The organism is Micromonospora sp. BL4, assembly GCF_003667505.1.
In the GTDB taxonomy this organism is placed as follows: domain Bacteria; phylum Actinomycetota; class Actinomycetes; order Mycobacteriales; family Micromonosporaceae; genus Micromonospora.
In genome coordinates, this window is record NZ_RCVJ01000168.1 from 1 (window position 1) to 23,858 (window position 23,858).

Here is a 23,858-nt window from a genome sequence, read left to right on the forward strand (position 1 = left end):
GCCAATCCGAGATCAACTACCGGTTCTCCACCCTGCTGCACGCCGCCGACCAACTCCAACTGTTCAAGTACATCGTCAAGAACGAAGCCTGGGCCAACGGCAAAACCGCCACCTTCATGCCCAAGCCGCTGTTCGGTGACAACGGCTCGGGCATGCACACCCACCAGAGCCTCTGGCTCAACGGCGAACCGCTGTTCTACGACGAGACCGGCTACGCCGGCCTGTCCGACACGGCCCGCTGGTACATCGGTGGTCTGCTGCACCACGCGCCGTCGCTGCTGGCCTTCACCAACCCGACGATCAACTCGTACCGCCGCCTGGTGCCGGGCTTCGAGGCGCCGGTCAACCTGGTCTACTCCCAGCGCAACCGCTCGGCCTGCACCCGCATCCCGGTCACCGGCGCGAACCCGAAAGCCAAGCGCGTCGAGTTCCGCGTCCCGGACCCGTCCGCCAACGTCTACCTCGCCTTCTCCGCCATGATGATGGCCGGCCTCGACGGCATCAAGAGCAAGATCGAGCCACCGACGCCGATCGACAAGGACCTCTACGACCTCCCACCCGAGGAGTGGGGCGACGTCAAGCAGGTCCCCGACTCCCTCGCACAAGCGTTGGACTCCCTCGCCCACGACCACGACTACCTGCTCGACGGCGGCGTGTTCACCTCCGACCTGATCACCACCTGGATCGACTGGAAGCGCACCAACGAGGTCCAACCCACGGCGCTGCGTCCGACTCCGCACGAGTTCGCCCTCTACTTCGACTGCTGACCCGGCCGGACGTGCGGCAGCCGCCGCGGGCCCTTTGGCGGGCAGGAAGGACAGCTCGCCGGGTGGCAAACTCTGCCCATGACCCGCTTCGGCATCCAGGACTACCAGCCGCAGTGGCTCAACGGGCGCAGCGACATCACGGCCACACACGCCCGACGCCTGGGTGGGCTGGTCGGCCTCGCCCTCCAGCACGCCTGGCTGGTCTGGGACCTCGACCATGACGAGTGGTTCACCGATGCACCCGTCCTACTCGACTTCGGAGCCGAGCAGGTTGAGATCGACCATCAGAAGTTCGACGACCTTTCCGTCACCTGGAACACCATCAACCCGTCCCGGGCGATCGAGGATCCCTACTTTCACCTCGCCTGGCGACCGGAACCATTGCCAGATCTCGTGGACCTGCCTGGCCGCACGCTGCGCCACGTCGAACTGCTCGAATGGATCGGAGGCGAGACTGACCTTGCCAACGGCAGTGTCGCGGTCGGCTTCGACTTCGCTACGGCATGGCTGACCGTCTTCAACGCCTTGGACGAGAACGGGTTCGAGCACCAGCCACCAGAGCCGGGCTACCGGCGTTACCGCATCGACCCCTGACCAGCGACGAGGAGTCTGCTCCTGCCGTCATCAACTGCTGATGGCGCGTCGGGTAGCGCCACCGCGTGGTCCCGGGGTGCTCTCCCACTCCGCGGCCGGATTCGTCATCTCGGCTTGTGGACGTGCGGCGCAGGCTCCTCAAGAGGGGTGCGCCCGGGGGCGCGTATCCCGTCGAGCAGGATGGTGACGACTCGACGCCACCCCTCGGGTCCGGCGTCCACGCCGAGGCAGTGGTCGGTGTCCAGCGCCGCCCGCGAGCAGATCAGGATGTCCTGCCAGGTCACGTCGGCACGCAGGGCGCCGGCGTCGCGGGCCCGCTCGGTGAGCCGTGCGACAGCGTCCTGTAGTGCGGCGGTCCGCTGTGCGAGCTCGGGCGACGGCGGCCGTTCGCACGTCGCGGTGACCTCGGCCAGGCCGCGGCTGTCCCGGTGCGCTCCGGCCAGCTCCATCACGAACTCCGCCAGGCCCGCCCACGGGTCCGGACGCTCCAGGCAGACCTGCGCGGTGTCGCACAACTCGTCGTAGAGGCCGAGCACCACGTGGTCCAGCAGCGCTTCCTTCGTCCCGAAGCGCCGGTACAGGGTGCCCACTCCCACGCCCGCCGCCGTCGCGATGTCCAGGGCTGAGACGTCGAGCCCGCGGGAATCGATCGCCTTTCGCGTCGCGACGATCAGCTGGCGTCGGTTGCGCTGTGCGTCCGCGCGGACGCCGTGCGCGGGGTCCCGTTCGGGCATCCGCAGAGATTATCATTAAGCGGACGCGAGTCGTCCGATTTGCGGTCGTTGGACCGCGCGATGCGGAGGTTGGTCCCGGCCAGCGGACGTTGGCTTTCGGCCAGCGCCGCCCTATGGTGGAGGCATGCCGCCGGTGACGTTCCGCTCGCCCGCCGTCACTGATGTGGCGGCATTCGGTGCTGTCCGCGTGGCGGCGGCGCACCGGATGGCCGGGATGCGGGTGCCGGTTGTCCGTGCGCTGCACATCGCGCCCACGCACAGGCTGTCGAGCCCGGCGCGAACCGGCCGAGGCCCTCCCGCGGCACCGTTGCACCCCAGAACGGCCGCCAGGGCGAAGCTATTCAGCTTCGGCCCTTTTTCTTTTTCCGGTTCCTTGTGAAGGGCAGACCATGAGCATCGATCATCGTACGGTTGACCAGAAATGGCTCGCTGATCTGCGAGCGTCCCTGGCGGACGACTTCGCCACGCAGACGGCTCGGCTGCGGGAACTGACCGAGCTCAACGCGGACACCGGCGACCCCAGCGAGGCCCACCACCGCGCCGCGCTGCTGGTGGCCACCCGCCGCAACATCGAGCAGATCACCGGTGCGCTGCGCCGGATCACCGACGGCACCTACGGCGCCTGCGAGAAGTGCGGCAAGAGCATCCCGCCGGAACGGCTTGAGGTCCTCCCGCACGCTCGCTTCTGCGTGCCATGCCAGGAAAAGCACAACGGGTGACGCCCGACGTGGCTGCCGTGCCACGCGGGTGGCACGGCAGCCACAAGCCGTTACGCGCCAGATGGTTCCGCGACGGTGACGACCTCCAGGATGCCCAAAAGCCCGGCGAGAGCCATGGCCTCGGATCGGGTCAGGGTCAGACAGCAGGTGGCGTCGGGATCGTCCGGGGACTCATAGACAAGATCCCGCCGGCCGCCGGGATGGTGCGTGACCACGCCGACGCGGCGGCCTTCGGCGGTGGTGAACATACGGCGTACCCCGATACCGGGCAGCGGGGTCAGTTCGACATACATGACGACTCCGGAAGAGAAGCGGCTCAGCGGGTCAGCAGCAGGCGCAGGCCGGCGAGCGTGGCCAGGTGTGGTTCGGCGGGCAGGGTCACCGTGCGGCCGGTCATCGCGGCCAGTCGGGCGGCGAGATCCGGATGAGTGGCACCGCCGCCGGTGAGCAACAGCCGGCGGACCGGTTGCGGTCCGGCGCCCAGACGTCGTACGCAGGCGACGATCGCCGGGATCTGATCGACGGTGTTGGTCGCGTCCGCGCGTTCGGCAGCTACGACCGTTCCGTCGGTGATGCGGGCGACCTCGGTACGCCCGCCACCCACGTCCACGGCCAGCACATCGTCCCAGTCGGGACCGGGACAGCAGGCGAGCGCCGCCGCGAGTGGTTCCTCGACTGCGGCGACCCGCCCACCGGTTGCCCGCCGAACCGCCGCGATCAGCATGTTCTTCTGTCGGATCGTGGCGGTGGCCGGGACACCGACCAGGACCGGGGATTCGTCAGCACGGGACCGGCCGGTGGCGGCGCTGAGCACGCGCACCAGGTACACGCAGGCGAAGAAGTCGTCGACCACGCCGTCACGAATCGGCCACGTCGGCTTCCCACCGCCGGAGGCGACCGCGTCGAGCGCGGCGCGACCGACGACATGCCGCCCGGACGGTCCCGGCGCGACGACGGCGGGTGCGGTGACGACCGAGCCGCGAACAGGGCTCCAGAGCCGCACGGTCGACGTGCCCAGATCGAGAGCGAGAGGATGGCGTACGCCCCGGCGGGCATACGCGCCGGGGGTCAGCATGTGCGCCGCCCCAGCGTCGGGGTGGCGGCACGTGTCGAGGGCGAAGACGGGCATGCGGACAGGCACGAGGTGGGCACGATGCTCCGAGGCGGGGACCGGCGGAAGCCGGGGCGAGTGGGTCAGGCGATGGCGCGCGCGAGGCGCGGCGGAGCACGGTCCGCCGACCAGGCAGGCACGCAGCCGGGGATCGCCCGTCGTGCGGAGCGGAACACGATGCACAGCCCGATCGACCGGGTGGCGGAGAGCACCATCACGATCACGGCAAGCACCAGCATCGTCGGCAGCGGCATGCGCTGGCCGACGCGTCGAAGGGTGCGCCGATCGTGCATGTCGCAAACCATAGCCGTCGCCCAGCGTGTCGGCCACATCCGCACCATGTGACGGCAACGGCCATGCCATTGCCCGCAACTCCGAGCGAACCGGCTCGGGTCCGGCGCGGCAGCGGCGGTGGGGCGGAGCGCTGGTGACCCTCTACATTGCCCTGATTCTGGCGACGATCGCCGTGGGCTTCGTCCTGCACGCCCGCTTCCGGTGAGCGGACCCTTCGCTATTCCCGGGCGACGGGTCCGCGGTCGTCCAGCTTGATCGCCTCCGCGACCTCGCTCAGGTCGTTGTTCAGCTGGTGGTCGCGCCCGGGCAGCCGGTGCGGCAGTGCCTGCGGGATGACGTGCGCATACAGGTCAGCATGCGACGGTGGAGCAGTCTCGTCCTGGAGTCCGTGGAACACGTGCACCGGCACGCCGTGCGGCAGCCTCGCGCCGAGGTCGTGCGGCAGCTCGAACTCGTCGCCGGGCCAGCCGCCCGCACCGACGAACGGAGCGGCGATGAGCGCGATCATCTTGAGCTCCCGCTCCGGTGGCCGCTCGGCGAGGGCGTTGATGAGGATCGTCGCGCCGACTGAATGGCCCGCGACGACCGCCCCGTCGCCCAGGGCCGCGATCTCCCGTCGGATGGCCGCGCTCCAACTGGCGTAGTTCGGGTCGTCCTCGTCGGGCATGCGCGGGTAGCGGACCTCGTACCCGTTCCCGAGCTCCCGCCTCAAGCTGTCGACCAGCTCGTTGTCCCATTCGTCGTGCGTGCCCGCGCCGCCGCCCTGGATGAACAGGACCTGTCCGATCCCGGCCATGACGGTCCTCCTTCATATCCCCGACCGCGCCCTGACACAGGCCGACGCCACCGTTTTCGAGAACGATTTCTGGCCGCAACGCGCGACAATGAAGAAAGTAATCCCACTTAAACGTATATCGCACCGGGGGACTTGCCGCAAGACCCGGGTCTTGCCGCAGAATCGTCGGCCGAAGCCATGAGCGGCCGAAGAAATGGGGCACGACGTGCGTGTGTTGGTGTCGACCTACGAGGGGCGCGATGTCGTCGAACCGCTACCGGCGTCGAGAGGACGGCAGGAAGAAATGAGGGCGGCGGCCACGGAGGTATCGCGATGAGCGAGCAGTACGTGCGGGGTCTCCAGGACCTCGACGAGACGCAGGTCGGGATCGTCGGCGGCAAGGGCGCGCACCTGGGGGCGCTCTCGCGGATCGGCGGCGTCCGCGTACCGGCCGGCTTCTGCGTGACGACGGACGCCTTCCGGCGGATCGTGGCCGAAGCCCCGTCGATCGACGATCGGCTCGATCAGCTGTCGCGCCTCAACCCGGACGACCGGGAGGGGATTCGCGCCCTCAGTGCGGAGATCCGCCGTACCCTCGAAGGAATCGTGGTCCCCGACGATGTGGCTGCGGCGATCACCCGGGCCCTCGCCGCGCTCGATGAGCGGGCCGCCTACGCCGTCCGATCCAGCGCGACGGCCGAGGACCTGCCGACAGCCTCCTTCGCCGGCCAGCAGGACACGTACCTGAACGTCGTGGGCCCGGCGGCGATCCTCCAGCACGTCAGCCGGTGCTGGGCCTCGCTGTTCACCGAGCGGGCCGTGACCTACCGTCAGCGCAACGGCATCGACCACCGCACGGTCCACATGGCCGTCGTCGTGCAGCAGATGGCCTTCCCGCAGGCGGCCGGGGTCCTGTTCACGGCCGACCCCGTCACGTCCAACCGGAAGGTCGCCCGCGTGGAGGCCAGCTTCGGCCTCGGCGAGGCTCTGGTCTCCGGTCTGGTGAACGCGGACGCCTACACGGTGCGGGACGGTGTGATCGTCGACAAGGCGATCGCCACCAAGCGGCTCGCCATTCACGCCCTGCCCACCGGCGGGACGGCGGAGCAGGCGATCAGCTCGGACCGGCAGGAGCAGCCGACGCTGACGGACGAACAGGTCGTGCGACTGGTGCGGCTGGGCCGGCGGATCGAAGCACACTTCGGCCGCCCGCAGGACATCGAGTGGTGCCTGGTCGACGATGACTTCCAGATCGTGCAGAGCCGGCCGATCACCACGCTGTTCCCCGTCCCCGAGACCAGCGACGCGGGGAACCACGTCTACGTCTCGGTCGGTCATCAGCAGATGATGACCGACGCCATGAAGCCCCTGGGCGTCTCCATGTGGCAGCTGACGGCCATGGCGCCGATGCACGAGGCCGGCGGGAGGCTGTTCGTCGACGCCACCCCGCGCCTGGCCTCGCCCGCGGGCCGCGCCGGCTTCCTGGACCTGGTGGGACGGGGTGATCCGTTGATCAGGGACGCGCTGGAAACCGTCCTCGACCGCGGCGACTTCATCCCGACGCTCCCGGACGCCGCTCCCGGCGGGCCACCGGCCAGCGGCGCGCCCGCCCAGATCGAGAACGATCCGGGCATCGTCACCGAGCTGATCGAGCGCAGCCAGGCTTCCATCGCCGCCCTACGGAGTGACATCCGGACGAAGAGCGGACCGGGGCTGTTCGACTTCCTGCTGGAGGCCTTCCAGGAGCACAAGCGAGTCCTCGCCGACCCGCTGAGCATCCAGGCGATCATGGCGGGGATGGAGGCCACCTGGTGGCTCAACGACCAGCTCCAGGAATGGCTGGGCGAGAAGAACGCGGCCGACACCCTCACGCTGTCGGCCCCCGGCAACATCACGTCAGAGATGGGCCTGGCGCTACTCGACGTCGCGGACGTGATCCGCCCCCACCCGGAGGTGGTGGCGTTCCTGCAGGAGGTCGAGGACGACGGCTTCCTTGACGAGCTGCCGAAGCTCGCGGGCGGGGGCGAAGCGCGCGACGCCATCGAGGCCTACCTCGACCGGTACGGCATGCGCTGCGTCGGCGAGATCGACATCACGAGACCGCGCTGGAGCGAACGCCCCGCCACGCTCGTGCCCCTGCTCCTCGACAACATCAAGCTCTTCGAGCCGGGCGCCGCCGAACGGCGCTTCGAGCAGGGGCGGCAGGAGGCGCGGAAGAAGCAGGAGGACGTGCTGGAACTCCTGCGGGCCCTGCCGGACGGGGAGCAGAAAGCCGCCGAGGCCAAGCGGATGATCGACCGGGTTCGGACCTTCATCGGCTACCGGGAGTATCCGAAGTACGGCATTGTCAGCCGCTACTTCATCTACAAACAGGCCCTGCTGGACGAGGCCGAGCGCCTCGTACAGGCCAACGTGCTTCGTGAGAGGGAGGACATCTTCTACCTCACGTTCCAGGAGCTGCACGACGTCGTACGCACGAACCAGGCTGACGATCAGCTCATCCAGCGGCGGAAGGAAGCGTTCAGGTCGTATCAGGCGCTCACACCGCCCCGGGTGCTCACGTCGGAAGGTGAGGGCATCACCGGGGCGTACCGACGCGACGACGTGCCGACCGGCGCGCTGGTCGGCCTCCCGGTCTCCAACGGCATCGTCGAGGGACGGGCTCGCGTCATCCTGGACCTGACCGAGGCCGACCTTGAACCAGGCGACATCCTGGTCACCGCCTACACCGACCCGAGCTGGTCGCCCCTGTTCGTCGCGATCGAAGGGTTGGTGACGGAGGTGGGCGGCCTCATGACCCACGGTGCGGTGATTGCCCGGGAGTACGGCCTGCCCGCCGTCGTCGGTGTGGAGCACGCGACCAAGCTGATCCGGGACGGGCAGCGGATTCGCGTGCACGGCACCGACGGGTACGTGCAGATCCTGTCGTGACGGGACAGCAGGCCTCGATCTTGTCGCCGCCGACGCCGCCGTGGCTCCGCCCCAACGGCGCAGGGCCATCCTGCCCGTTGGGGCGGTCGTCGATGTCGACGACGACCTCCACCGGTGGCGCCCTTCCGTCGTAGGCTGCGTCTCGCACGCGATGGACGGGAGGCTGCGGTGGCCGAGACGACGCCGAGCGGGACGACGGTGGCCGAGGTGCTGGCCGAGCTGGCCGCTCTCGAGGACCCGAAGATACGCGAGGTGAACGAGAGACACGGTGACGACCACGGTGTGCACCTCGGCAAGCTGCGCGCGCTCGCGAAGCGCCTGAAGACGCAGCAGGAACTCGCGTGCCACCTGTGGGCGACGGGCGACACCGCGGCGAGACTGCTGGCGATTCTGATCTGTCGACCGAAGGCGTTCGAGCGCGCCGAGTTGGACGTCATGTTGCGCGAGGCGCGCGTACCGAAGGTGCACGACTGGCTCGTGAGCTACGTGGTGAAGAAGAATCCGCACTCCGAGGAGCTGCGTGTGGCCTGGTCCGCCGATCCGGATCCGGTGGTCGCGAGCGCCGGCTGGGCGTTGACCACCGAACGTGTGACGAAGAAGCCGCAGGGCCTCGACCTTCCAGGCCTGCTCGACGTCATCGAGGCGGAGATGAAGGACGCCCCGGACCGCCTGCAGTGGGCGATGAACCACTGCCTGGCTCAGATCGGGATCGACCACGCCGAGCACCGCGCCCGTGCACTGGACATCGGTGAACGCTTGGAGGTGCTCAAGGACTATCCGACCTCCCCCGGCTGCACGTCTCCGTTCGCACCCATCTGGATCAACGAGATGGTGCGCCGCCAGCACGACGGCTAGGAGGTGACGCCGCGACCGGACCGATGCCTCGGGTCACGGTCCGTCCGGCGGGTTGGCCGGTTGCTGTCCTGGCCAGAACGGCCACTCCTCGAACGACCGGCACCGTCCATCCTCGGCGAATCGCATGATCCACAGGTCGCGGTACTCCTGGTCGACCGGATCGCCGTAGTGGACCTCCAGGCGCGCCACCGCGGTGTCGCCGTCCACGGCGACGATCTCCCTCGTCATCTCGAACACCTCGTCGGGGCCCCTGCGCTGCTCTTCCCACATCCGGGCGATGGCCGGCAGGCCGACGACGGGCGTCCAGTACGGCCCCTGCTGGTAGCTCGCATCCTCGGCGAAGAGCGTGCCCAGCGCGTTCGTGCCCGGCGTACGCCACGCCCGCTCGTAGGCGGCGAGCCAGTCGTCGACGTGCTTCCTGTCCACGGCGCGGCGCCGGGGTCAGGCGCCGCGTGCCGGCGCGCGGCGCAGCGAGCTGGGCGCGTTCACCCCGGCGTTGTCGCTCACGCTGATGCCCAGCCGCTCGACCAGTTCCCCGCCCAGCCAGGCGGTCACCCCGGAGAGGATGATGCCCGCGAAGCTGAGGATCAGCGCGCCGGCGTTCGGTTCCCAGTTGTCCCGGGACAGACGCACCAGCCAGCTCACCGCGAACAGGATCACGACCACCAGGTTGCCGGTGCCGTGCGCCGCGCCGATCCGCTTGGCCCGGGTGCCGGCCGGGATGGCCCGCCAGTCGATGAAGCCGAACAGGGCGGCGACCACGCCGCCGATGACACCCGCCGCGATGGTGTACGCGGCGGAGATCTGGAATCCGGTTCGGTCGGTGATCAGATACAGGATGTCGAAGATGACCGACGTCGCGAGGAGTCCCAGCGGGAACACGATCAGCATGGGATGGATCCCGTGACCCATCGCCTTGGCTCGACTCTCCACTGCAACCTCCTGTCGGGGTACCAACCGCACCCGCATACCCGGACCGGACGCCGATACACCTGGCGGACGATCCGGTTCAGCGGGCTGACCGGACGCCCGGGCGGACGTTGCCGGCACCTGCCGTTCATTAGCCGTCATGCCGGGCGACATCGTGCGCTCTTCAACGATGGCTAGCGTTCGCGCGGCCGTGGCCCGCCCTTGAAGGAGAACCGTCATCACCGCCAGTTGGCCCCTGCACCGCACCGGCGCCATCGCTGCCCTGCCCGACCTGCCTGAAGCAGCCAAGGGAGCGCAGTCGCCAGGGGCGGACGTGGCGGACCAACCCCCGCGAGCGCATACGGCGGTCGGCGTGGCAGGTCTGGCTCTGCCCGGTCTGGTCGCGGCGGCGCTGGGTCTGTGGCGTCTGACCGGTGCGGCGTTGTGGGCTGACGAACTCGCCACCTGGGGCGCTGTACGGCTGTCGTGGTCCCAGTTGTGGCAGCTCTCGGGGTCGGTGGACGCGGTGCTCACCCCGTATTACGGGCTCATGAAGGCATACACAGCCGTGGCGGGCACCTCGACCCTCGCGCTACGGCTGCCCTCCGCCGTCGCGATGACCCTCTCCACGGTGGTGGTGACCGTGCTCGGCCGGCGGGTGGGCGGGAACGCGACGGGCCTGCTTGCCGGGCTGATCTTCGCGATTCTCCCGGTGACGTCGCGCTACGCGCAGGAAGCACGGTCGTACGCCGCGGTGATTCTCGGTGCCGCACTCGCCGTACTGCTCCTGGTCATGTCGTTGGAGCGTCCCACGCGTGCTCGGCTCATCGGCTACGCCGCCGCCGTCGGTTTCGCCGGCATGCTGCATCCGCTCAGCGGACTGCTCATGATCGTCGGGCACGCCACGGCCGTGGGTTGGTGGCAGCTCGGACACCGCACCGACGGCTGGCGAACAACGCGGTGGTGGGCGACGGCGGCCTTCGTCGGCGCACTGCCAGCCCTTGCCCTGTCCGTTCGGGGCTCCGGGCAGACAGCGCAGGTCTCCTGGATCGCCCTGGTCGACCTCAGCGCCCTGCAGGAGTTCCCGGAACGGCTCTTCCACTCCGCGGCCGTCGGCGGGTTCGTCCTCGTGCTGGCGGTGCTCGGCGTACGCCGCGACTCGGCCCACGTCTGCCTGGCCACCGCGGCGTTCGTTCCGGCGGTCCTGCTGTTCCTCGTCGGCACCCAGGTCCAGGTGTGGACAGCCCGGTACGTCCTGGTGGTGCTGCCGGCAATGGCCATCCTCGCGGCGTCCGCCCTGACCCGGATCGGCCGGGCGCATTCGATCGTCGCCGTCTGCCTGGCCACGACCCTGGCCTGTCCCGCACAGGTCACCGTCCGCTCCCAGGCTGGCCACAGCCAGGACTCGTTCCGCATCGCGGCGGTCATCGGCCCCCGATACCGCCCTGGTGACGTGGTCGTCTTTCCCGACAGCCACCCGAGCATCCCCTGGTCCCCGCGGGACATCTACGAGCGCTACCTGCCTACCCCTCGCCCGCCTGATGTGCTGCGTACCGCCCGACAGCGCACCAACGGCCAGTTCTTGGCGACGGAATGCCCCGATGCGGTCTGCCTGGGCACCCCGCCCCGGATCTGGGTCGTCCGCGTCGACAACGCGACCGACCCGATGAAGGACATGGCACCTGGAAAACAGGAACGGATCCGGAAGGACTATCGGCCCGCACAGCGTTGGCAGTACGCGCTGTTGGGCATCAGCCTTCTGGAACGCATGCCGAGTTGACTGGTAACCCCACCGCCGCTCGTCCGGAACGGCCCGTGTCTCGGCAAGTGGATACGCCGCTGGCTGGCGAAGCGTGAGTGGCGCTGATTCTTCACTCCGATGTCACCAATCCATCCCGAAGGCGACGTGTCGGCGTCTGTCCGCGGGGGTTGGCTGTCATTCGTCGCACTTGCCCTGACCAGGAGCTGATCCGCGTGCCTTCCTCTCGTCGTACCTTCCTCGCCGGTGGCGCCGCCGCCGGCGTGGGCCTCGCCATCGCCGGCGGCCTGCCGTCCCTGGCGCAGGCCAAGCCGGGCCGGCCGCACCCGCCGGTCAAGGCCGGTCCCGTGCCCTTCCCGCCGCTCGTGGACGACCCCGACGGCATCCTGGCCCTGCCCGAGGGCTTCAGCTACACCGTGGTCACCCGGACGGGTGTCACCCGGCTCGACCGCGGCCAGGGCGTGACCCCGGCCGACCACGACGGCATGGCCGTCTACGACGCCGGACACGGCCGCTACACCCTGATCCAGAACCACGAGATCGACCCGGGCGCCGAGTTCGGCGTGCCGCACGTCAAGGGCACGGTGTACGACTCGGGCGCCGTCGACGCCGGCGGTTGCACGGTGATCAAGACGGACCGTGCGGGCCGGAACCTGGGTGAGTTCGTCGCCCTCTCCGGCACCATCTCCAACTGCGCCGGCGGGCCGACCCCCTGGGGGACCTGGCTCACCTGTGAGGAGACCGAGGACCGCGCGGGCGACGACTGGGAAGAGGGCGGCCGGTCCGGCGTCTACCAGAAGGATCACGGCTACGTCTTCGAGGTCTGGGCCGACGGCAGCGCGGACCCGCGGCCGATCAAGTGCCTGGGCCGCTACTCCCACGAGGCCCTGGCGGTCGACAAGGACCGGACCAGCGTCTACCTCTCCGAAGACGCCGACGGGCCCAACGGCCTCTTCTACCGTTGGACGGCGCCGCGCGGCGTCAAGCTCGGTCCCGGCGTGCTCACCCGCCTCGCACCGAACGCCGGCGTCCTCGCCGCCATGCAGATCATCATGGACGACGGCTCCGTGCTGCCGGACGTCGCCTACCTGACCTCCGCCCAGTTGGGCCGGCCCTTCCCCGTGCGGTGGATCGAGGTGCCGGACCGCGACGCGCGCCACAAGTCCGTACGCGAGCAGTTCGCCGACGGCCAGGTGACCCGCGGACGCAAGTTCGAGGGCGTGTGGGGCACCGACGAGGGCGTGTACGTGGTCAACTCCTACGCCTGGGACGAGGGTGACCTGCCGGCGGACGCGGCTCCGCACGACGGCATGGTCTGGTTCTACAACTACGAGGCCCAGACCATCCAGCTGGTGACGTACTTCCCGCACCAAACCGCCTCGGAGGAGGGGACGTCGGTCAAGTACACCGACCTCACCTTCGACGGCCCGGACAACGTGACCGTCACCCCGTGGGGAAGCCTCGTGCTCGCCGAGGACGGCTCGGGCGCCTCCCACGTGCTCAGCGCGGTCCCGGGTGGGCCGACGTACGCGATCGCCCGCAATCAGCTCAACGACTCGGAGTTCTGCGGGCCGACCTTCACGGCCGACGGCAAGGTGCTCTTCGTCAACATGCAGGATCCCGGCCTCACACTGGCCATCACCGGCCCGTGGGAGAAGTACCTGGGCTGACCGAGCCACTTCGAACGGGTGGGGGTCCGGCGATCCGCCGGGCCCCCCGCCGCTCTCTCCGACCCCACCTGATCGACCCGTTGACAGGTGTACGCCGTACACCTACCGTGAGTCCAGATGGTGTACGGCGTACACCACGACGAGAGGGTGGTGGCTCATGAGTTCCAGGAGTAGGACCGCGACTGTCGCGGGTGTGTTGTTCCTGATCACCGAGATCGCCGGGATCACCGGCCTGGCGCTGTACCAGCCCGTACTGTCCAACGAGAACTATGTCGGGGGCGCCGGGGCCGACACCCGGGTGCTGGTGGGAGCGTTCAGCGAGCTCATCGTCGTCATGGCCGTCATCGGCACCGCGGTCACGCTGTATCCCGTGATCAAACGGCAGAACGAGGGCATGGCCCTCGCCCACGTCTGCGGTCGCCTCCTCGAAGCCGCGGTTATCACCGTCGGGATCGTCAGCGTCGTGTCGATCGTGACGTTGCGACAGGACGGCGCGGGCCCGAGCACCGACGACGGCGCGCTCGCGGCGGTCGGGCAGTCGCTCGTGGCCATCCACGACTGGACGTTCCTGCTCGGTTCCAACGTCATTCTGGGCGTGAACAGCCTGCTGCTGGCCTACCTGGTGTACCGGTCCCAGGCGGTGCCACGGATCATCGCCCTCCTGGGTCTCGTCGGTGGGCCGCTCGTCACCACCTCCGCGGTTGCGGTGATGTTCGGGCTCTACAGTCCGCTCGACCACGCGATCGCCGCGCTTCCCGTGTTCGCGTGGGAAGTCAGCCTCGCCGTCCACCTCATCGTCAAGGGGTTCCGGTCCCCTCCCGCCATCCCCCGCAACACCGGCTCGGTAGCGGCGACCAGCACGCTGTCCCAAGCCTGAGAGCGGCGTCAGCGGTCCCGGGTGTTGTCTCCTCCATGCGGCGGCTGGATGTCACGCAGGCGGGGCTAGGCGAGCGCCGCCGGCAGGGCGAGGAGCGCGAAACGGATCACCCGCCCGAGGAGGCACGAGACCGCGAACTCCCAGTGTCGAAGTCCTGCGGTGCCGGCGGCGAGGCTGACCACGGCCAGCGGCGGAACCCCGACTGCGGCGGCGACGAGCACCGTCGGCAGGGCGGTGCGGCGGCGGGAGAGCCAGCGCCGGATCCGCCCGGCCCAACGGGTGGCCCGGGTCGCCGCGCGACCTGATCGAGTCCGTCGCGCGAGCTTCCGGGCCAGCCGTCCGGTTCCGCGACGCGCGGCTTCGAACAGGAGCAGTTTGCCGGCGGTCTGCCCGAGCGCCAGAGCGAGTACGGCGACCAGAGCGTGGCCGCCACGGTGCCCGGCGACCACGGCGTAGGCCTCGGCGTTGACGACCGGGACGAGGGCCGAGGCGAGACCGTACCCGAGCGCCACCACCGCCTCGCCGAGACTGCTCACGCCCGGCCGTCCCGGTTAAGCAGCCGGGCCACCGCTGCGGCTGACCACAGCTTGACCGCGACGACGGCCACGGCTACGCCCAGCGCGAGCTGGTACTGCCCGAACGCGACGGCGCCGATCACCCCGGCGGTGTTGGCGGCCTTGGCCAGGGGCGACCAGTTCAACGCCCATACCCGCCGGTCGACCAGGTGGAAGTAGTTCGGGCTGAGCACGGGCCAGCACAGGAACGCCAGCGACAGCATGGTGTCCAGCACCAGGAACGAGAGCAGGAACACCAGGGCCACGACCGCGACGTCGGGCACGAGGGAGACCAGACCCACGCAGAGCACGGCGGTGCACGCGCGGTCGCTCACGATATCGAGTACGGCCCCCGCGCGGGTCTCCTGTCCGAGCCGGCGGGCGGCCCAGCCGTCGAGCATGTCGCCGAGCCAGTAGATCCCGTACGCCACCGCCAGCAGTGCCACGGAGCCGGCGACGAGGGCGACGACACCGACGGTGACAGCGGCGACCGTACGGAGGGCGGTGATGTAGTTCGGAACCGTACGAAGAGGGCCGACGTTGATGGCGGCGCGAGGGTCAGCAAGAGTCACCTCTGCAGCGTCGTGCTGAGGGCGTTCCGGGCGGAACGTGCCGCGGTGCCGATCTGGTCGCGGCGGCGGCACCGGGGTGCCGGCCGGTCTGGTACCGGGGTACCTGGCCGATTTCCGGGCTGGTCGCCGAGACTGTGCAGGTGAGGACTGCAAACCGGGACTGGTTGCGCGACCCCGAGCGGGTGCGCCGGCTGGCGTACGGCGCGGCCGGCTTGATCGTCGCCCTGGTGGTCACGACCGCCGAGGGGGGCCTGTCCGTGCCGGCGGGTTGGGCGTGGGTGGTGCTGCCCGTCGGCCTCGCGGCCTTGACGCTGCGGCCCCGCCACCGGGCCCTGGTCTTCGCGGTCTGCGCCGGGTTCGTGGCGCTGGTGAGCACCGGAGAGTCCGTACAGTTGGGCCTCGCGGCCGGCACCTTCGTGTTCGTCTCGACCTGCGTGGACCCGGCCCGACGCCCGTGGCTGGGGTGGGTTTTCGGCTTGCTCGGCGCCGTCGGCGCCCTCGCCACCGCGCTGCTCAACCAGCGAGGGCTGTACGAGCAGCCGTTCGCCTTCGTGGCGGGCGGCTACCTCCTGGCGATCCTGCTGCGGTCGTGGTCACGCGGCCACGCCCTCACTCGGGAAACAGGCGAGCTGCGCGGCCAGGCGGCCTGGCTGGAGCAGCGCACGAACCTGGCCCGCGAGCTGCACGACGTGGTCGGCCACCACGTCACCGCGATGGTGGTTCAGGCCGAGGCGGGCCAGCTCAGCGACGATCCGGGGGCGGCCCTGCGGGCGATCGCGGACAGCGGACGCACCGCGTTGAGTGAGCTCGATACGCTCGTCGTGCACCTGCGCGATCCGGGCGCGGCGATCGTCGTGAGCGCGCCGCCCCGCCTGTCCGACATCGACGAACTGCTCGCGCAGCCGCTGCGCCACCAGGGCGTGACAGTGCGGGTGCGCCTGGACCCCGAGCCGGGCCTGGACGAGATCGGCGTGTTGGCCGTCTACCGCATCGCCCAGGAGGCCCTCACCAACATCGCCCGCCACGCCAAAGCCACGGCCGCCTGGGTCGAACTGGTCCGCATCGGCGACCGCGTCCGTCTACGGGTCAGCGACGACGGCATCGGGCCGCCCCGGGCACCAACGCGAGGCTCGGGCCTGCTCGGCATCGAGGAGCGGGTGAGCGCCCGCGGAGGGAGCTGGAAGCTGAGCCAGCGCCCCGGCGGCGGCACCATGCTGGAGGCCGACCTGCCGGTGGTGACGACGTGATCCGCGTCGCGATCGCCGACGACCAGCAGTTGGTCCGCGAAGGCTTCAGCCTGATCCTGCGTTCCCAACCCGACATCCACGTCGCGGCCGAGGCGGCCGACGGCCGGCAGTTCCTCGACGCCGTACGTCGCGACTCCCGCATCGACGTCGCCCTCGTCGACATCCGCATGCCGGTACTCGACGGCCTGCAGGCCACCCGCGAGCTGGCCGGGGTCCCGCACGCCCCGGCCGTCATCGTCGTCACCACCTTCGACGACGACGCCTACGTCCTGGACGCCATCGCCTCCGGCGCGCGCGGGTTCCTGCTCAAGCGGTGCAGCGCCCGCGACCTGATCGCCGCGGTGCGGACCGTCGCGTCCGGGGAGGCGATCCTCTCCTCCGAGGTCACCGGCGCCGTACTCGACCGGGTACGCGCTACCGGGCCCGCCACCCTCGTGGAACTGGCGGCCTACCAGCTGACCACTCGGGAGACCGACGTGCTCGCCCTGATCGGCGGCGGACTCAACAACAACGAGATAGCCGAACGCCTGCACCTTTCGATGAGCACCGTCAAGACCCACGTCACCAACGTGCTGGCCAAGACCGGCAGCCGCGACCGCGTACGAGCCGCCATCCTCGCGATCCAGGCCGGCCTCGCCCCCTGACAAGAACGCGGTCCGGGTGCCACGGCCGACTCCTGGTGGCGTGACGCCCGGGTCATCCGGCGTTCAACAGCGCCAGGCCCAGCGGGGTGAGGGTGTGGTGCACGGCGTTGCGGTCGCGGGCGCTGGTGACCAGACCCGAGGAGCGCAGTACGGCCAGGTGCCGGCTTGCCGACGGGACGCTGATGTCGAGCCGGTGGGCGACCTCCGACGTGGTCCCGCCCTCGGCGGTCAGCACCAGGATGGCGGCCCGCGTGTCGCCCACCAGCGCCGACAGGGATTTGGCCGCAGCCGCCGTCGACACCACCCGGGCGTGCGGATGGATTGAATAGATCAACACCGGTGGCAGCAGCGGATCGGCGAGCACCATCGGCTTGTCGTGCCGCTTGAAGTAGCAGGGCACGAGGAGTAGCCCCCTACCGTCCAGGTGGAGGTCACGCTCGGCGATGTAGTCGGTGATCGTCAGGACACCGCCGTCGAACCTGGCGGTCGGATGCAGGTCGTTGAGGAGCGCCGACAGGCCCTGGTTCAGCAGTCGTCGGGACCGCAACGCCCGGTCGGCGTCGAACGCGGAGCGGACCACGTTCCACAGGGGCAGGATCGCGAGCCGGTAGTAGAGCTGAAGGCCGGCCCCGAGCTGGCGCAGGGCGGTCACGTCGCCGGCCGCCAGATCCGCGACGGCCGACGAGAGCCGGATCCCCGTCGACCGGAGCGTCGCCAGGTCGATGGCGAGTCTGGCCTTGGGCGTGCGCAGCAGGGCGTCCAGTCCCGGCTCGAACCCGTCGGCCGCCTCGGTCGGGGTGAGGAAGTCCGGGAAGTAGCCCAGCGGCGGGTTGATCGACAAGGGCAACGCCACCTCGGCCCGGTGTCCGTGGCGCTGATGCAGCAAGCCGCACGTTCGTTGCCGCCACCCGGCCAGCAGCGGGTCCCGGCACCGGAGCCGCAGCCAGTGCATGCTGAGCATGCTCTCCCACAGTGGATCAGGCGTACCGGCGATCCGGGTGCGGACGAGGTCCGCGGCGGTGAAGTGGATCCGAAGCATGACGGTCCCCCGGTCGACTGGACGTGCGTCCAGTCTGACGGCCGGTCAGCCGCCACGATTCCGCCGACCGGATCATGACGACCGACTACGGGTCGGCAAAGATTCGCGGGGCTGCCGCAAACCGGCAGCTTCTAAGACGGAGGTCAATGCTTGGGCATCAACCCAAACAAGGTCGACAACTTGCCGCCTGACCAGCGCATCGGATGCCTGACCAGCGAGTTTGCAGCCCAGCGCAACGAGATCGACAGGACCCGGGCGGCCCATCGATGATCGCCCGATGAAGAGAATTTTGCGCAAGGCCGGCATCGTGGCGGTCATCGCAACGGCGGTGGCCCTCCTTGCCCCATCGACCGCGTTCGCCGTGTCGAACCTGCCCAACAACAGCGCGCTGCGGCACTATTCGGGCTACAAGGGCACGGGGAGCGTGCCCGTGCCCATGTACAACTCCAGCAACCAGAAGATCGGCGAATACCAGCTCTATGTCGAGTACTGGTACACCCCGGGGGACGGCACGTACAACGTCGAGGTGACGGCCTGCGTGTGGGACAGGCTCGCCAACGGGCGAGGCGTGATCGCCCGCGTCCTGTTGAAGTACGGATCGAACTCCAGCGAAGAGGTCGGCAGGTTCAAGGCCGCCGGCGGGTGTACTCATCAGACGGTGTTCGACGACGCCCCCGCGCCGGTCTGGGCCGTCGACGTCGACTACGGCGAGGACTGGGCCGGTGTGCCCTACCGGTACGCCGGGAACTACGACCGGTACACGTCGGAGAAGCTGCCGTACTGGCCGTACTTCGGCACCAGCTGACCGGACCAGGAGAACCGCCCGCGCCGGCGGTGACAGCGCACCACACTGTCACCGCCGGCGCTGTCCGTACCCCGATGGTCCCGCTGCGGGGCGCCAGGAGTCGATCAGGCGACGAAGCGGGTCTTGCGGCGGCGGGCGACCAGGTAGCTCGCGGCTCCGGCGACGAGCAGCAGCCCGCCGACGCCGGTGATCAGGCCGGTCGGGTCACCGGTGATCGGCAGCGTCGGGCCGTCGTCACCGCCGCCCTGACCGCCGTCTCCTCCCCCGTTGCCGGCCGCATTGACGATGATTTTCGCCGAGTCGTTCCGCGCGTTCGGGTCACCGTCCAGCTTCACGACGAGGGTGCCGGTGGCGTCCGCCACCACCTCGTCGATGCGCAGCGCAAACACGTACGGGTGCTCACCGCCCACCGCGATCTCGCTGGCGCGGCAGACGTACTCCTTGGCGCCCGGCTCGGCCCACTTCGCGTTCCCCGGGTCCCACTCCTCGCCCGGCACGTACGGCACACAGTCGCCGGATGCCTCGACGGCGGTGGTGCCCCTCGGGATGGTGATCCGGACCGGCGGCTTCTCAATCTGAGGGTCGAGCGCGGCGGGACCGAGGTTGGTGAAGCTCGGTCGTACGGCGACCACGTCACCCTTCCTGCCGCGGGCGGTGGCGCCCTTGGCTGCGAGATCCGCCGGGTTGTCGCCGGTCACGGTGACCGACGCCCGGGTGAAGTTGTTCATCCGGTCCACGTCGGTCTGCGGGGCCTTCGCCTTCGCGCCGGTCTGCTCGACCAGGCGAAGTTCGCCACCGCGACCCGGCTCGAAGCCGGGCATCGGCCACTCCCCGTAGATGCGCGCCCAGTCGTCCTTCGTCCACCAGTCGAGGGTGACCGGGAGCTCGGCGCCGGTGCGGGCCTGCTCGTGCAGCCTGAGCGGGAGATCCTCGGAGAGCTGGTAGGACGTGTTCGCCTCGAGTTGCGTGTCGAAGGTGCAGATGGCGTTCAGGTTCAGGAACGACGCGCAGTTGGAGTAGTCGCCGGCGTACGTGACGAGCCAGTCGGCCTCCAGCATGAGGACAGTTCCGTTGACCGTGGTCGCGCTGCCGTTGCGGACCCCGCCGGGCAGCTCCACCCGGCTGCGTGGGGCGCCGCTGACCTCGACCGTCTCGTCGCTCACGAGGTCGACACCCTCGGCGATCGTGATGCCGGCCGTTGCGGTGGCGGAGATGCCGCCGGACGTGACCGTGACCGTGAGGTCACCCTGCTGCCCCGGGGTCGCGTCGTCCTCGCCGGTGAGCGTGTAGTTGAACCGGGGGTGCTGGCCCCTCGGAATGTCGACCTCGCAGTGCAGCGTGCTCGACGCCGTCTCGCAGGCCCAACCGTCGGACATCGGCTCGACGGTGGCGAAATCCTCGACCTCGGACAAGTCGACGTCGAGCGTGGTCCTGCCGAACTGCCACTGATCCTCGTCGTCCCGGACGGGTTGCGCCACGAGCAATCCGTGGGTCGAGTGGCCGGGAGCGACGAGCTGGTTCGGCGCGTCAACGACGAAGGGAGGGTCGTCGGCGACCGCCGGGGTGGGGGCGGCAGCGACGAGCGCGCCCGCGACGCTCAGACCGGTGAGCCAACGCCGGGTGGAGTGCTTGAGCATGTGGGTCCTCCCGTACGCGCGCCCAGGGGTGACCAACGGATGGTAAGGATTCATCGAAGCTCTCCGCTGCCCCGGCCTGCCTTCGACCGTCAACTCCGACCGAACGGCTGACCCGGCTCAGCACCAGCTCTACCAGGTCCGGAACGACCGAGCCCCGCCGACCCGCGACCGACGCCGCGACTCGGGCACTCCGACCCGGCTTACGAAACGAGGCCCGGATCCACACTTTCCGAGTCGATGGTGACTGGCTGCCGGAGGATGGTGCGTTGCTTGTCGGGTGCGACCTTGCGGAAATCGCTGAGGTAGATCTCGTGGTGAGTTCCGGTCAGGCGGAGCCGGTTGGCGGGGATGTACTCGTGGTGCAGCTGTGCGAGCACGTCGGCCTCGTCGTCAAAGGAACCGACGTGCAGCGTCTGCACGCACCGCCCCTCGGGCAGCGTCTGGAGGCGGATGTCGTTGATACGCGCCGGTCGCTGCTTGGCGCCGGCTTGCTCGATGGCGGTGGTGACCATGGGCTGGTCGATCCAGTGGGGGACCATGAGCATCAACGTCCAGCTCCACCGGGACTTGTGTCGTGCGGTGGTGAACGCCGTCATGTCCTCGGCCCACCACAGACCTTCCAGGGGCGGGACGACGTAGTCGCGCCCGAGGGTGCGCTTGCTGGCGAACTTCAGCTTGTAGGCCGTCGGGTAGAGCGCCTCGATCGCCTGGGTGAAAGCGGGTGAGGTGTTGGGGTCGCCGTGGCCGTCAATCATCAGGTAGTGCATGTCCGGTACGCCGACCATCCGGAACCGGCCCCGTTGTGCCTGGTAGGCGTCAAGCGTCTTCTTGAAGTCGATCTTGTCGGTCGTCCTGTTGGTCATGGGGCACCTGGACTCGGGTGGCGAGCCACTGCCTTTCTGAGTAGGTAAGGTCGGATGCCAGGTAGGCCTCTCGCGAACGGGATCACAGGTGGAGCTGCGCGACATCGAGACCTTTCTGGTGCTCGCCGACGAGCTGCACTTCGGACGGACAGCGCAACGACTGCACGTCACCACAGCTCGGGTCAGCCAGGCCATCAAGCAACAGGAACGCCGCATCGGTGGTCTGCTTTTCGACCGCTCCACCCGTACCGTCCGGCTCACACCGCTCGGCGAACAGCTGCGCGACGACCTGCGGCCCGTCCACGCCGGCCTGCTAAAGAGCGTCGAGCGGGCCCGGCGGGCCGCCCAGGGCATCACCGGCACGCTCCGCGTGGGCATGATCCCTTTCAACACATACGACCTGCGCCCGTTCTGGGACACGTTCCGCCGTCGGCACCCGCAGTGGTCGTTGCAGGTCCGCCGGGCCTCGTTCGTGGACCCGTTCGCCGCGCTGCGTACGGGAGAGCATGACATCCTCGTCGCCTGGCTGCCCGTGAACGAACCGGACCTGACCGTGGGACCGGTCCTTTTCGGCGACCAGCGAATCCTGGCAGTGTCGACCGATCACGAACTGGCCCGAAGACCATCCGTGTCGCTGGAGATGCTCGCCGACTTCCCGAACGGAACGGGGCAACGCCTGCCGGACTACTGGGAAGACGCGTACCTGCCGTTCCACAGCCCACGCGGCCACACGATCGAGCGTGGCGCATTCGTCACCAACAGCGACGAACTCATCCACCTCGTCGCCCTCGGCGAGACGGTCCAGGTCTTCCCCGTCCACGTGACCGACCACTGGGCCATGCCGGACGTGCGGTGGCTGCCCATCACCGACCTGCCCCGCCTGAACTACGCCCTGGTCTGGCGCACCGAGACCGAAACCGAGATCATCCGCGCAATGGCACAGGTCGTCAACGATCTGTGCCCGCTGTTGCGCTAGCCGAGAGACGGAGAGACTCAGACGACGCCGTCACTCACCGGCCAGACCATTGTCGGCGAGCCATTGCGGGTCCGGTGCCACCATCTGCAGAACCTCCACCAGCAGCCCGTCGGGACCGGCGACCTGGAATCGGCGCTGTCCCCACGGCTCGGTCACGAGCGGCAGGACCACCTCCAACTCAGCAGAGCGCAGCCGTTCGAACTCGGCGTCAACGTCGGCGACCAGGAACGCCAGCAGCGTGCCGACCACCGCCCTGCCCCGGGTTGCCCGCGGCCACGATTCGTGGTCGCGCTGCACGAAGTCCAGGCTGACGGTCGGGTGATCAGCGTGCTGCGTGTTCACGTACCAGCCCAGGTCGATCCCGACCTTGAACCCGAAATGCTCGGCGAACCACGCCGCGCTCGCGGTCGGGTTGTCCGCCGCGACCGCCATCCCGATCAACGAGAACTGCATACGTGCCTCTCCCCTGTTCCACGGACGGTCACGTCCCTGATCTGTCCAGCGCGTGGCCCGAGACCGGCCAGCGATCTTTGCGCTTGATACCACCAGCGTCCGTCACCCGCCGGTGCGGATCAACGACGACCTCGCACACGTACTGTTAAGCCGCGATTGACAATCGATTCACTTGGTTCCCGGACGGACACCAGTCGCGGCCGCCGGCATCAGACCCGCAAGCGCCGCTCGTCGGCTCGACAGCGCGCGCCGGGCTCTACCGTCCTCGGTCACGTACTCGGAAGCCGGACGGGCGGCAGATCCGCGCACGTGATTTCGGGTACACGCGTCCCAGGGCGTGACGGGCCCTTCACGTGCAAGTGATCTAGTTGACGGGTGAGTGACCTGCGAGATCTCATCGTCCGCTGGCAGCGCGGCTGGGGCGTGGCTCGCGGGCTGCCCGTCGCCAAGGACGTCGGCGGCGCGTTGCGGGTCCGGTGCATGCAGCCCGGCCGCGACATCGAGTATGTCGCGCTCGATGCCGGCGAAGACCTCGCGTCGCTCGCCACGTTGGCTGAGCTGGTCATTGGCGAGGACGCCGTCACATGGCTGACCGTGCCCACCATCGATCCGGCGAGGGCGGCCTCGGCTCTGGCGGCCGCCGGTCTGATCGTGCTCAAGCACTCAGAACTGCTGATGACAGCCGATCTTCGCGGGCATCCGCAGAACATGCCCGTGGCACCGTACCGGCTCCTGACCCAGGTCGACGCGCGCGGAGGCGACAGCGTGGTCACGGCCACGGTACGGCACGAGTCGGGAGAGGTCGGCGCGCGCGGAACGATGGGACTGGCCGGTACGGATGGGGTCGCAGACCGGATCGAAACCATGCCGGCTCATCGCCGCAAGGGTCTGGCCAGCGCGGTCATGAGTGCACTAGCCCGTTCCGCGATCGAAGAAGGCGTCGAAGAGGGCATTCTCATCGCCAGCGAGGACGGTCAGCGTCTGTACAGGACGCTCGGCTGGCAGCCGGTGGCCGACGTGCTGATCGCAACGACGCCTGGCAACGCCTACCCGTCCTGAACGGCGGGGACATT

General features: G+C 69.4%; 25 protein-coding genes and 1 pseudogene. 13 read left to right on the forward strand and 13 right to left on the reverse strand.

Annotated features, from left to right (window positions below):
* A pseudogene (locus tag EAD89_RS22365) lies at positions 1-767 on the forward strand (type I glutamate--ammonia ligase); the annotation flags it as partial.
* A gap of 78 nt (positions 768-845) precedes the next feature.
* Positions 846-1,361, forward strand: a complete 516-nt coding sequence (locus EAD89_RS22370) for a hypothetical protein (RefSeq protein WP_121656893.1) — start codon at positions 846-848, stop codon at positions 1,359-1,361.
* Between the two features lie 104 nt (positions 1,362-1,465).
* On the opposite strand, the gene EAD89_RS22375 is transcribed toward EAD89_RS22370, so the two are convergent.
* Positions 1,466-2,095 (reverse strand): TetR/AcrR family transcriptional regulator, encoded by a 630-nt coding sequence (locus EAD89_RS22375; RefSeq protein ID WP_121677089.1) that lies wholly within the window; start codon positions 2,093-2,095, stop codon positions 1,466-1,468.
* A gap of 389 nt (positions 2,096-2,484) precedes the next feature.
* Here EAD89_RS22375 and EAD89_RS22380 point away from each other — a divergent pair, with 389 nt between their 5' ends.
* Positions 2,485-2,814: a TraR/DksA C4-type zinc finger protein gene (locus tag EAD89_RS22380; protein WP_121656895.1), complete on the forward strand. Its 330-nt coding sequence runs from the start codon at positions 2,485-2,487 to the stop codon at positions 2,812-2,814.
* A 50-nt stretch (positions 2,815-2,864) separates the two neighbouring features.
* On the opposite strand, the gene EAD89_RS22385 is transcribed toward EAD89_RS22380, so the two are convergent.
* The 4 genes from EAD89_RS22385 to EAD89_RS22400 form a co-directional block, all read right to left on the reverse strand.
* Entirely contained in the window at positions 2,865-3,107 is a 243-nt protein-coding gene (locus tag EAD89_RS22385) for a potassium transporter TrkA (RefSeq protein ID WP_121656896.1), read from the reverse strand.
* Positions 3,108-3,130: 23 nt separating this feature from the next.
* Positions 3,131-3,943: a rod shape-determining protein gene (locus tag EAD89_RS22390; RefSeq protein ID WP_121677090.1), complete on the reverse strand. Its 813-nt coding sequence runs from the start codon at positions 3,941-3,943 to the stop codon at positions 3,131-3,133.
* A gap of 65 nt (positions 3,944-4,008) precedes the next feature.
* The gene (locus tag EAD89_RS22395) at positions 4,009-4,218 is read right to left on the reverse strand and encodes a hypothetical protein (RefSeq protein ID WP_121656897.1); all 210 of its coding nucleotides are present in this window, start codon (positions 4,216-4,218) and stop codon (positions 4,009-4,011) included.
* Between the two features lie 218 nt (positions 4,219-4,436).
* Positions 4,437-5,015 carry an alpha/beta fold hydrolase gene (locus EAD89_RS22400; protein WP_121677091.1) on the reverse strand — a complete coding sequence of 193 codons (579 nt, stop codon included), beginning with the start codon at positions 5,013-5,015 and terminating at the stop codon, positions 4,437-4,439.
* A 312-nt stretch (positions 5,016-5,327) separates the two neighbouring features.
* Here EAD89_RS22400 and rph point away from each other — a divergent pair, with 312 nt between their 5' ends.
* Both rph and EAD89_RS22410 read left to right on the forward strand, forming a co-directional pair.
* Positions 5,328-7,925: a rifamycin-inactivating phosphotransferase gene (gene rph, locus EAD89_RS22405; protein ID WP_121677092.1), complete on the forward strand. Its 2,598-nt coding sequence runs from the start codon at positions 5,328-5,330 to the stop codon at positions 7,923-7,925.
* Positions 7,926-8,093: 168 nt separating this feature from the next.
* On the forward strand, positions 8,094-8,780 hold the full coding sequence (locus EAD89_RS22410) for a DNA alkylation repair protein (protein WP_121677093.1): 687 nt from the start codon (positions 8,094-8,096) through the stop codon (positions 8,778-8,780).
* A gap of 33 nt (positions 8,781-8,813) precedes the next feature.
* On the opposite strand, the gene EAD89_RS22415 is transcribed toward EAD89_RS22410, so the two are convergent.
* Together EAD89_RS22415 and EAD89_RS22420 are read right to left on the reverse strand one after the other, a co-directional pair.
* On the reverse strand, positions 8,814-9,206 hold the full coding sequence (locus tag EAD89_RS22415) for a nuclear transport factor 2 family protein (protein ID WP_121656901.1): 393 nt from the start codon (positions 9,204-9,206) through the stop codon (positions 8,814-8,816).
* A gap of 15 nt (positions 9,207-9,221) precedes the next feature.
* Positions 9,222-9,749, reverse strand: a complete 528-nt coding sequence (locus EAD89_RS22420; RefSeq protein WP_368666176.1) for a DUF2231 domain-containing protein — start codon at positions 9,747-9,749, stop codon at positions 9,222-9,224.
* A gap of 313 nt (positions 9,750-10,062) precedes the next feature.
* Between EAD89_RS22420 and EAD89_RS22425 the strand changes: the two genes are divergently transcribed.
* The 3 genes from EAD89_RS22425 (at position 10,063) to EAD89_RS22435 (ending at position 13,995) form a co-directional block, all read left to right on the forward strand.
* Positions 10,063-11,469 (forward strand): glycosyltransferase family 39 protein, encoded by a 1,407-nt coding sequence (locus EAD89_RS22425; protein ID WP_121677094.1) that lies wholly within the window; start codon positions 10,063-10,065, stop codon positions 11,467-11,469.
* Between the two features lie 194 nt (positions 11,470-11,663).
* Complete coding sequence (locus EAD89_RS22430) at positions 11,664-13,118, forward strand: alkaline phosphatase PhoX (RefSeq protein ID WP_121677095.1); 1,455 nt, start codon at positions 11,664-11,666, stop codon at positions 13,116-13,118.
* 193 nt (positions 13,119-13,311) lie between these two features.
* Positions 13,312-13,995 (forward strand): DUF4386 domain-containing protein, encoded by a 684-nt coding sequence (locus EAD89_RS22435; RefSeq protein WP_199733594.1) that lies wholly within the window; start codon positions 13,312-13,314, stop codon positions 13,993-13,995.
* 65 nt (positions 13,996-14,060) lie between these two features.
* Here EAD89_RS22435 and EAD89_RS22440 read toward each other — a convergent pair whose 3' ends face one another.
* Both EAD89_RS22440 and EAD89_RS22445 read right to left on the reverse strand, forming a co-directional pair.
* Entirely contained in the window at positions 14,061-14,531 is a 471-nt protein-coding gene (locus EAD89_RS22440) for a VTT domain-containing protein (protein WP_121677097.1), read from the reverse strand.
* Complete coding sequence (locus EAD89_RS22445; RefSeq protein ID WP_121677098.1) at positions 14,528-15,121, reverse strand: CDP-alcohol phosphatidyltransferase family protein; 594 nt, start codon at positions 15,119-15,121, stop codon at positions 14,528-14,530. The genes EAD89_RS22440 and EAD89_RS22445 overlap by 4 nt, the downstream gene beginning before the upstream one ends.
* 140 nt (positions 15,122-15,261) lie before the next feature.
* On the opposite strand from EAD89_RS22445, the gene EAD89_RS22450 reads away from it, so the two are divergent.
* The gene (locus EAD89_RS22450) at positions 15,262-16,368 is read left to right on the forward strand and encodes a sensor histidine kinase (RefSeq protein WP_147458856.1); all 1,107 of its coding nucleotides are present in this window, start codon (positions 15,262-15,264) and stop codon (positions 16,366-16,368) included.
* Positions 16,365-17,012, forward strand: a complete 648-nt coding sequence (locus EAD89_RS22455; RefSeq protein WP_121677100.1) for a response regulator transcription factor — start codon at positions 16,365-16,367, stop codon at positions 17,010-17,012. Before EAD89_RS22450 ends, EAD89_RS22455 begins: the two co-directional genes overlap by 4 nt.
* Before the next feature lie 52 nt (positions 17,013-17,064).
* Here the strand turns inward: EAD89_RS22455 and EAD89_RS22460 are convergent, their stop codons facing one another.
* Positions 17,065-18,051, reverse strand: coding sequence for a helix-turn-helix transcriptional regulator (locus EAD89_RS22460; RefSeq protein ID WP_121677101.1), 987 nt, complete (start codon positions 18,049-18,051; stop codon positions 17,065-17,067).
* A gap of 277 nt (positions 18,052-18,328) precedes the next feature.
* On the opposite strand from EAD89_RS22460, the gene EAD89_RS22465 reads away from it, so the two are divergent.
* Entirely contained in the window at positions 18,329-18,856 is a 528-nt protein-coding gene (locus EAD89_RS22465; RefSeq protein WP_147458857.1) for a hypothetical protein, read from the forward strand.
* Positions 18,857-18,960: 104 nt separating this feature from the next.
* Here the strand turns inward: EAD89_RS22465 and EAD89_RS22470 are convergent, their stop codons facing one another.
* Both EAD89_RS22470 and EAD89_RS22475 read right to left on the reverse strand, forming a co-directional pair.
* Positions 18,961-20,493 (reverse strand): LPXTG cell wall anchor domain-containing protein, encoded by a 1,533-nt coding sequence (locus EAD89_RS22470; protein ID WP_158610767.1) that lies wholly within the window; start codon positions 20,491-20,493, stop codon positions 18,961-18,963.
* Between the two features lie 200 nt (positions 20,494-20,693).
* A complete protein-coding gene (locus EAD89_RS22475) occupies positions 20,694-21,356 on the reverse strand; it encodes a GyrI-like domain-containing protein (RefSeq protein ID WP_121677104.1) in 663 nt (220 codons plus the stop codon).
* A gap of 88 nt (positions 21,357-21,444) precedes the next feature.
* Here EAD89_RS22475 and EAD89_RS22480 point away from each other — a divergent pair, with 88 nt between their 5' ends.
* Positions 21,445-22,332: a LysR family transcriptional regulator gene (locus tag EAD89_RS22480; protein WP_121677105.1), complete on the forward strand. Its 888-nt coding sequence runs from the start codon at positions 21,445-21,447 to the stop codon at positions 22,330-22,332.
* Positions 22,333-22,362: 30 nt separating this feature from the next.
* Here the strand turns inward: EAD89_RS22480 and EAD89_RS22485 are convergent, their stop codons facing one another.
* Positions 22,363-22,785, reverse strand: a complete 423-nt coding sequence (locus tag EAD89_RS22485) for a VOC family protein (protein ID WP_121656916.1) — start codon at positions 22,783-22,785, stop codon at positions 22,363-22,365.
* Between the two features lie 375 nt (positions 22,786-23,160).
* Here EAD89_RS22485 and EAD89_RS22490 point away from each other — a divergent pair, with 375 nt between their 5' ends.
* Positions 23,161-23,844, forward strand: a complete 684-nt coding sequence (locus EAD89_RS22490; RefSeq protein ID WP_121677106.1) for a GNAT family N-acetyltransferase — start codon at positions 23,161-23,163, stop codon at positions 23,842-23,844.
* The last annotated feature ends 14 nt before the right edge of the window (positions 23,845-23,858 follow it).

Coding starts and splice junctions, on each gene's coding strand:
- EAD89_RS22370 (WP_121656893.1), top strand. CDS start 846: ATGACCCGCTTCGGCATCCAGGACTACCAGCCGCAGTGGCTCAACGGG.
- EAD89_RS22470 (WP_158610767.1), bottom strand. CDS start 20,493: ATGCTCAAGCACTCCACCCGGCGTTGGCTCACCGGTCTGAGCGTCGCG.
- EAD89_RS22485 (WP_121656916.1), bottom strand. CDS start 22,785: ATGCAGTTCTCGTTGATCGGGATGGCGGTCGCGGCGGACAACCCGACC.
- EAD89_RS22465 (WP_147458857.1), top strand. CDS start 18,329: ATGAAGAGAATTTTGCGCAAGGCCGGCATCGTGGCGGTCATCGCAACG.
- EAD89_RS22385 (WP_121656896.1), bottom strand. CDS start 3,107: ATGTATGTCGAACTGACCCCGCTGCCCGGTATCGGGGTACGCCGTATG.
- EAD89_RS22390 (WP_121677090.1), bottom strand. CDS start 3,943: ATGCCCGTCTTCGCCCTCGACACGTGCCGCCACCCCGACGCTGGGGCG.
- EAD89_RS22380 (WP_121656895.1), top strand. CDS start 2,485: ATGAGCATCGATCATCGTACGGTTGACCAGAAATGGCTCGCTGATCTG.
- EAD89_RS22420 (WP_368666176.1), bottom strand. CDS start 9,749: ATGCGGGTGCGGTTGGTACCCCGACAGGAGGTTGCAGTGGAGAGTCGA.
- EAD89_RS22460 (WP_121677101.1), bottom strand. CDS start 18,051: ATGCTTCGGATCCACTTCACCGCCGCGGACCTCGTCCGCACCCGGATC.
- EAD89_RS22475 (WP_121677104.1), bottom strand. CDS start 21,356: ATGACCAACAGGACGACCGACAAGATCGACTTCAAGAAGACGCTTGAC.
- EAD89_RS22395 (WP_121656897.1), bottom strand. CDS start 4,218: ATGCACGATCGGCGCACCCTTCGACGCGTCGGCCAGCGCATGCCGCTG.
- EAD89_RS22375 (WP_121677089.1), bottom strand. CDS start 2,095: ATGCCCGAACGGGACCCCGCGCACGGCGTCCGCGCGGACGCACAGCGC.
- EAD89_RS22400 (WP_121677091.1), bottom strand. CDS start 5,015: ATGGCCGGGATCGGACAGGTCCTGTTCATCCAGGGCGGCGGCGCGGGC.
- rph (WP_121677092.1), top strand. CDS start 5,328: ATGAGCGAGCAGTACGTGCGGGGTCTCCAGGACCTCGACGAGACGCAG.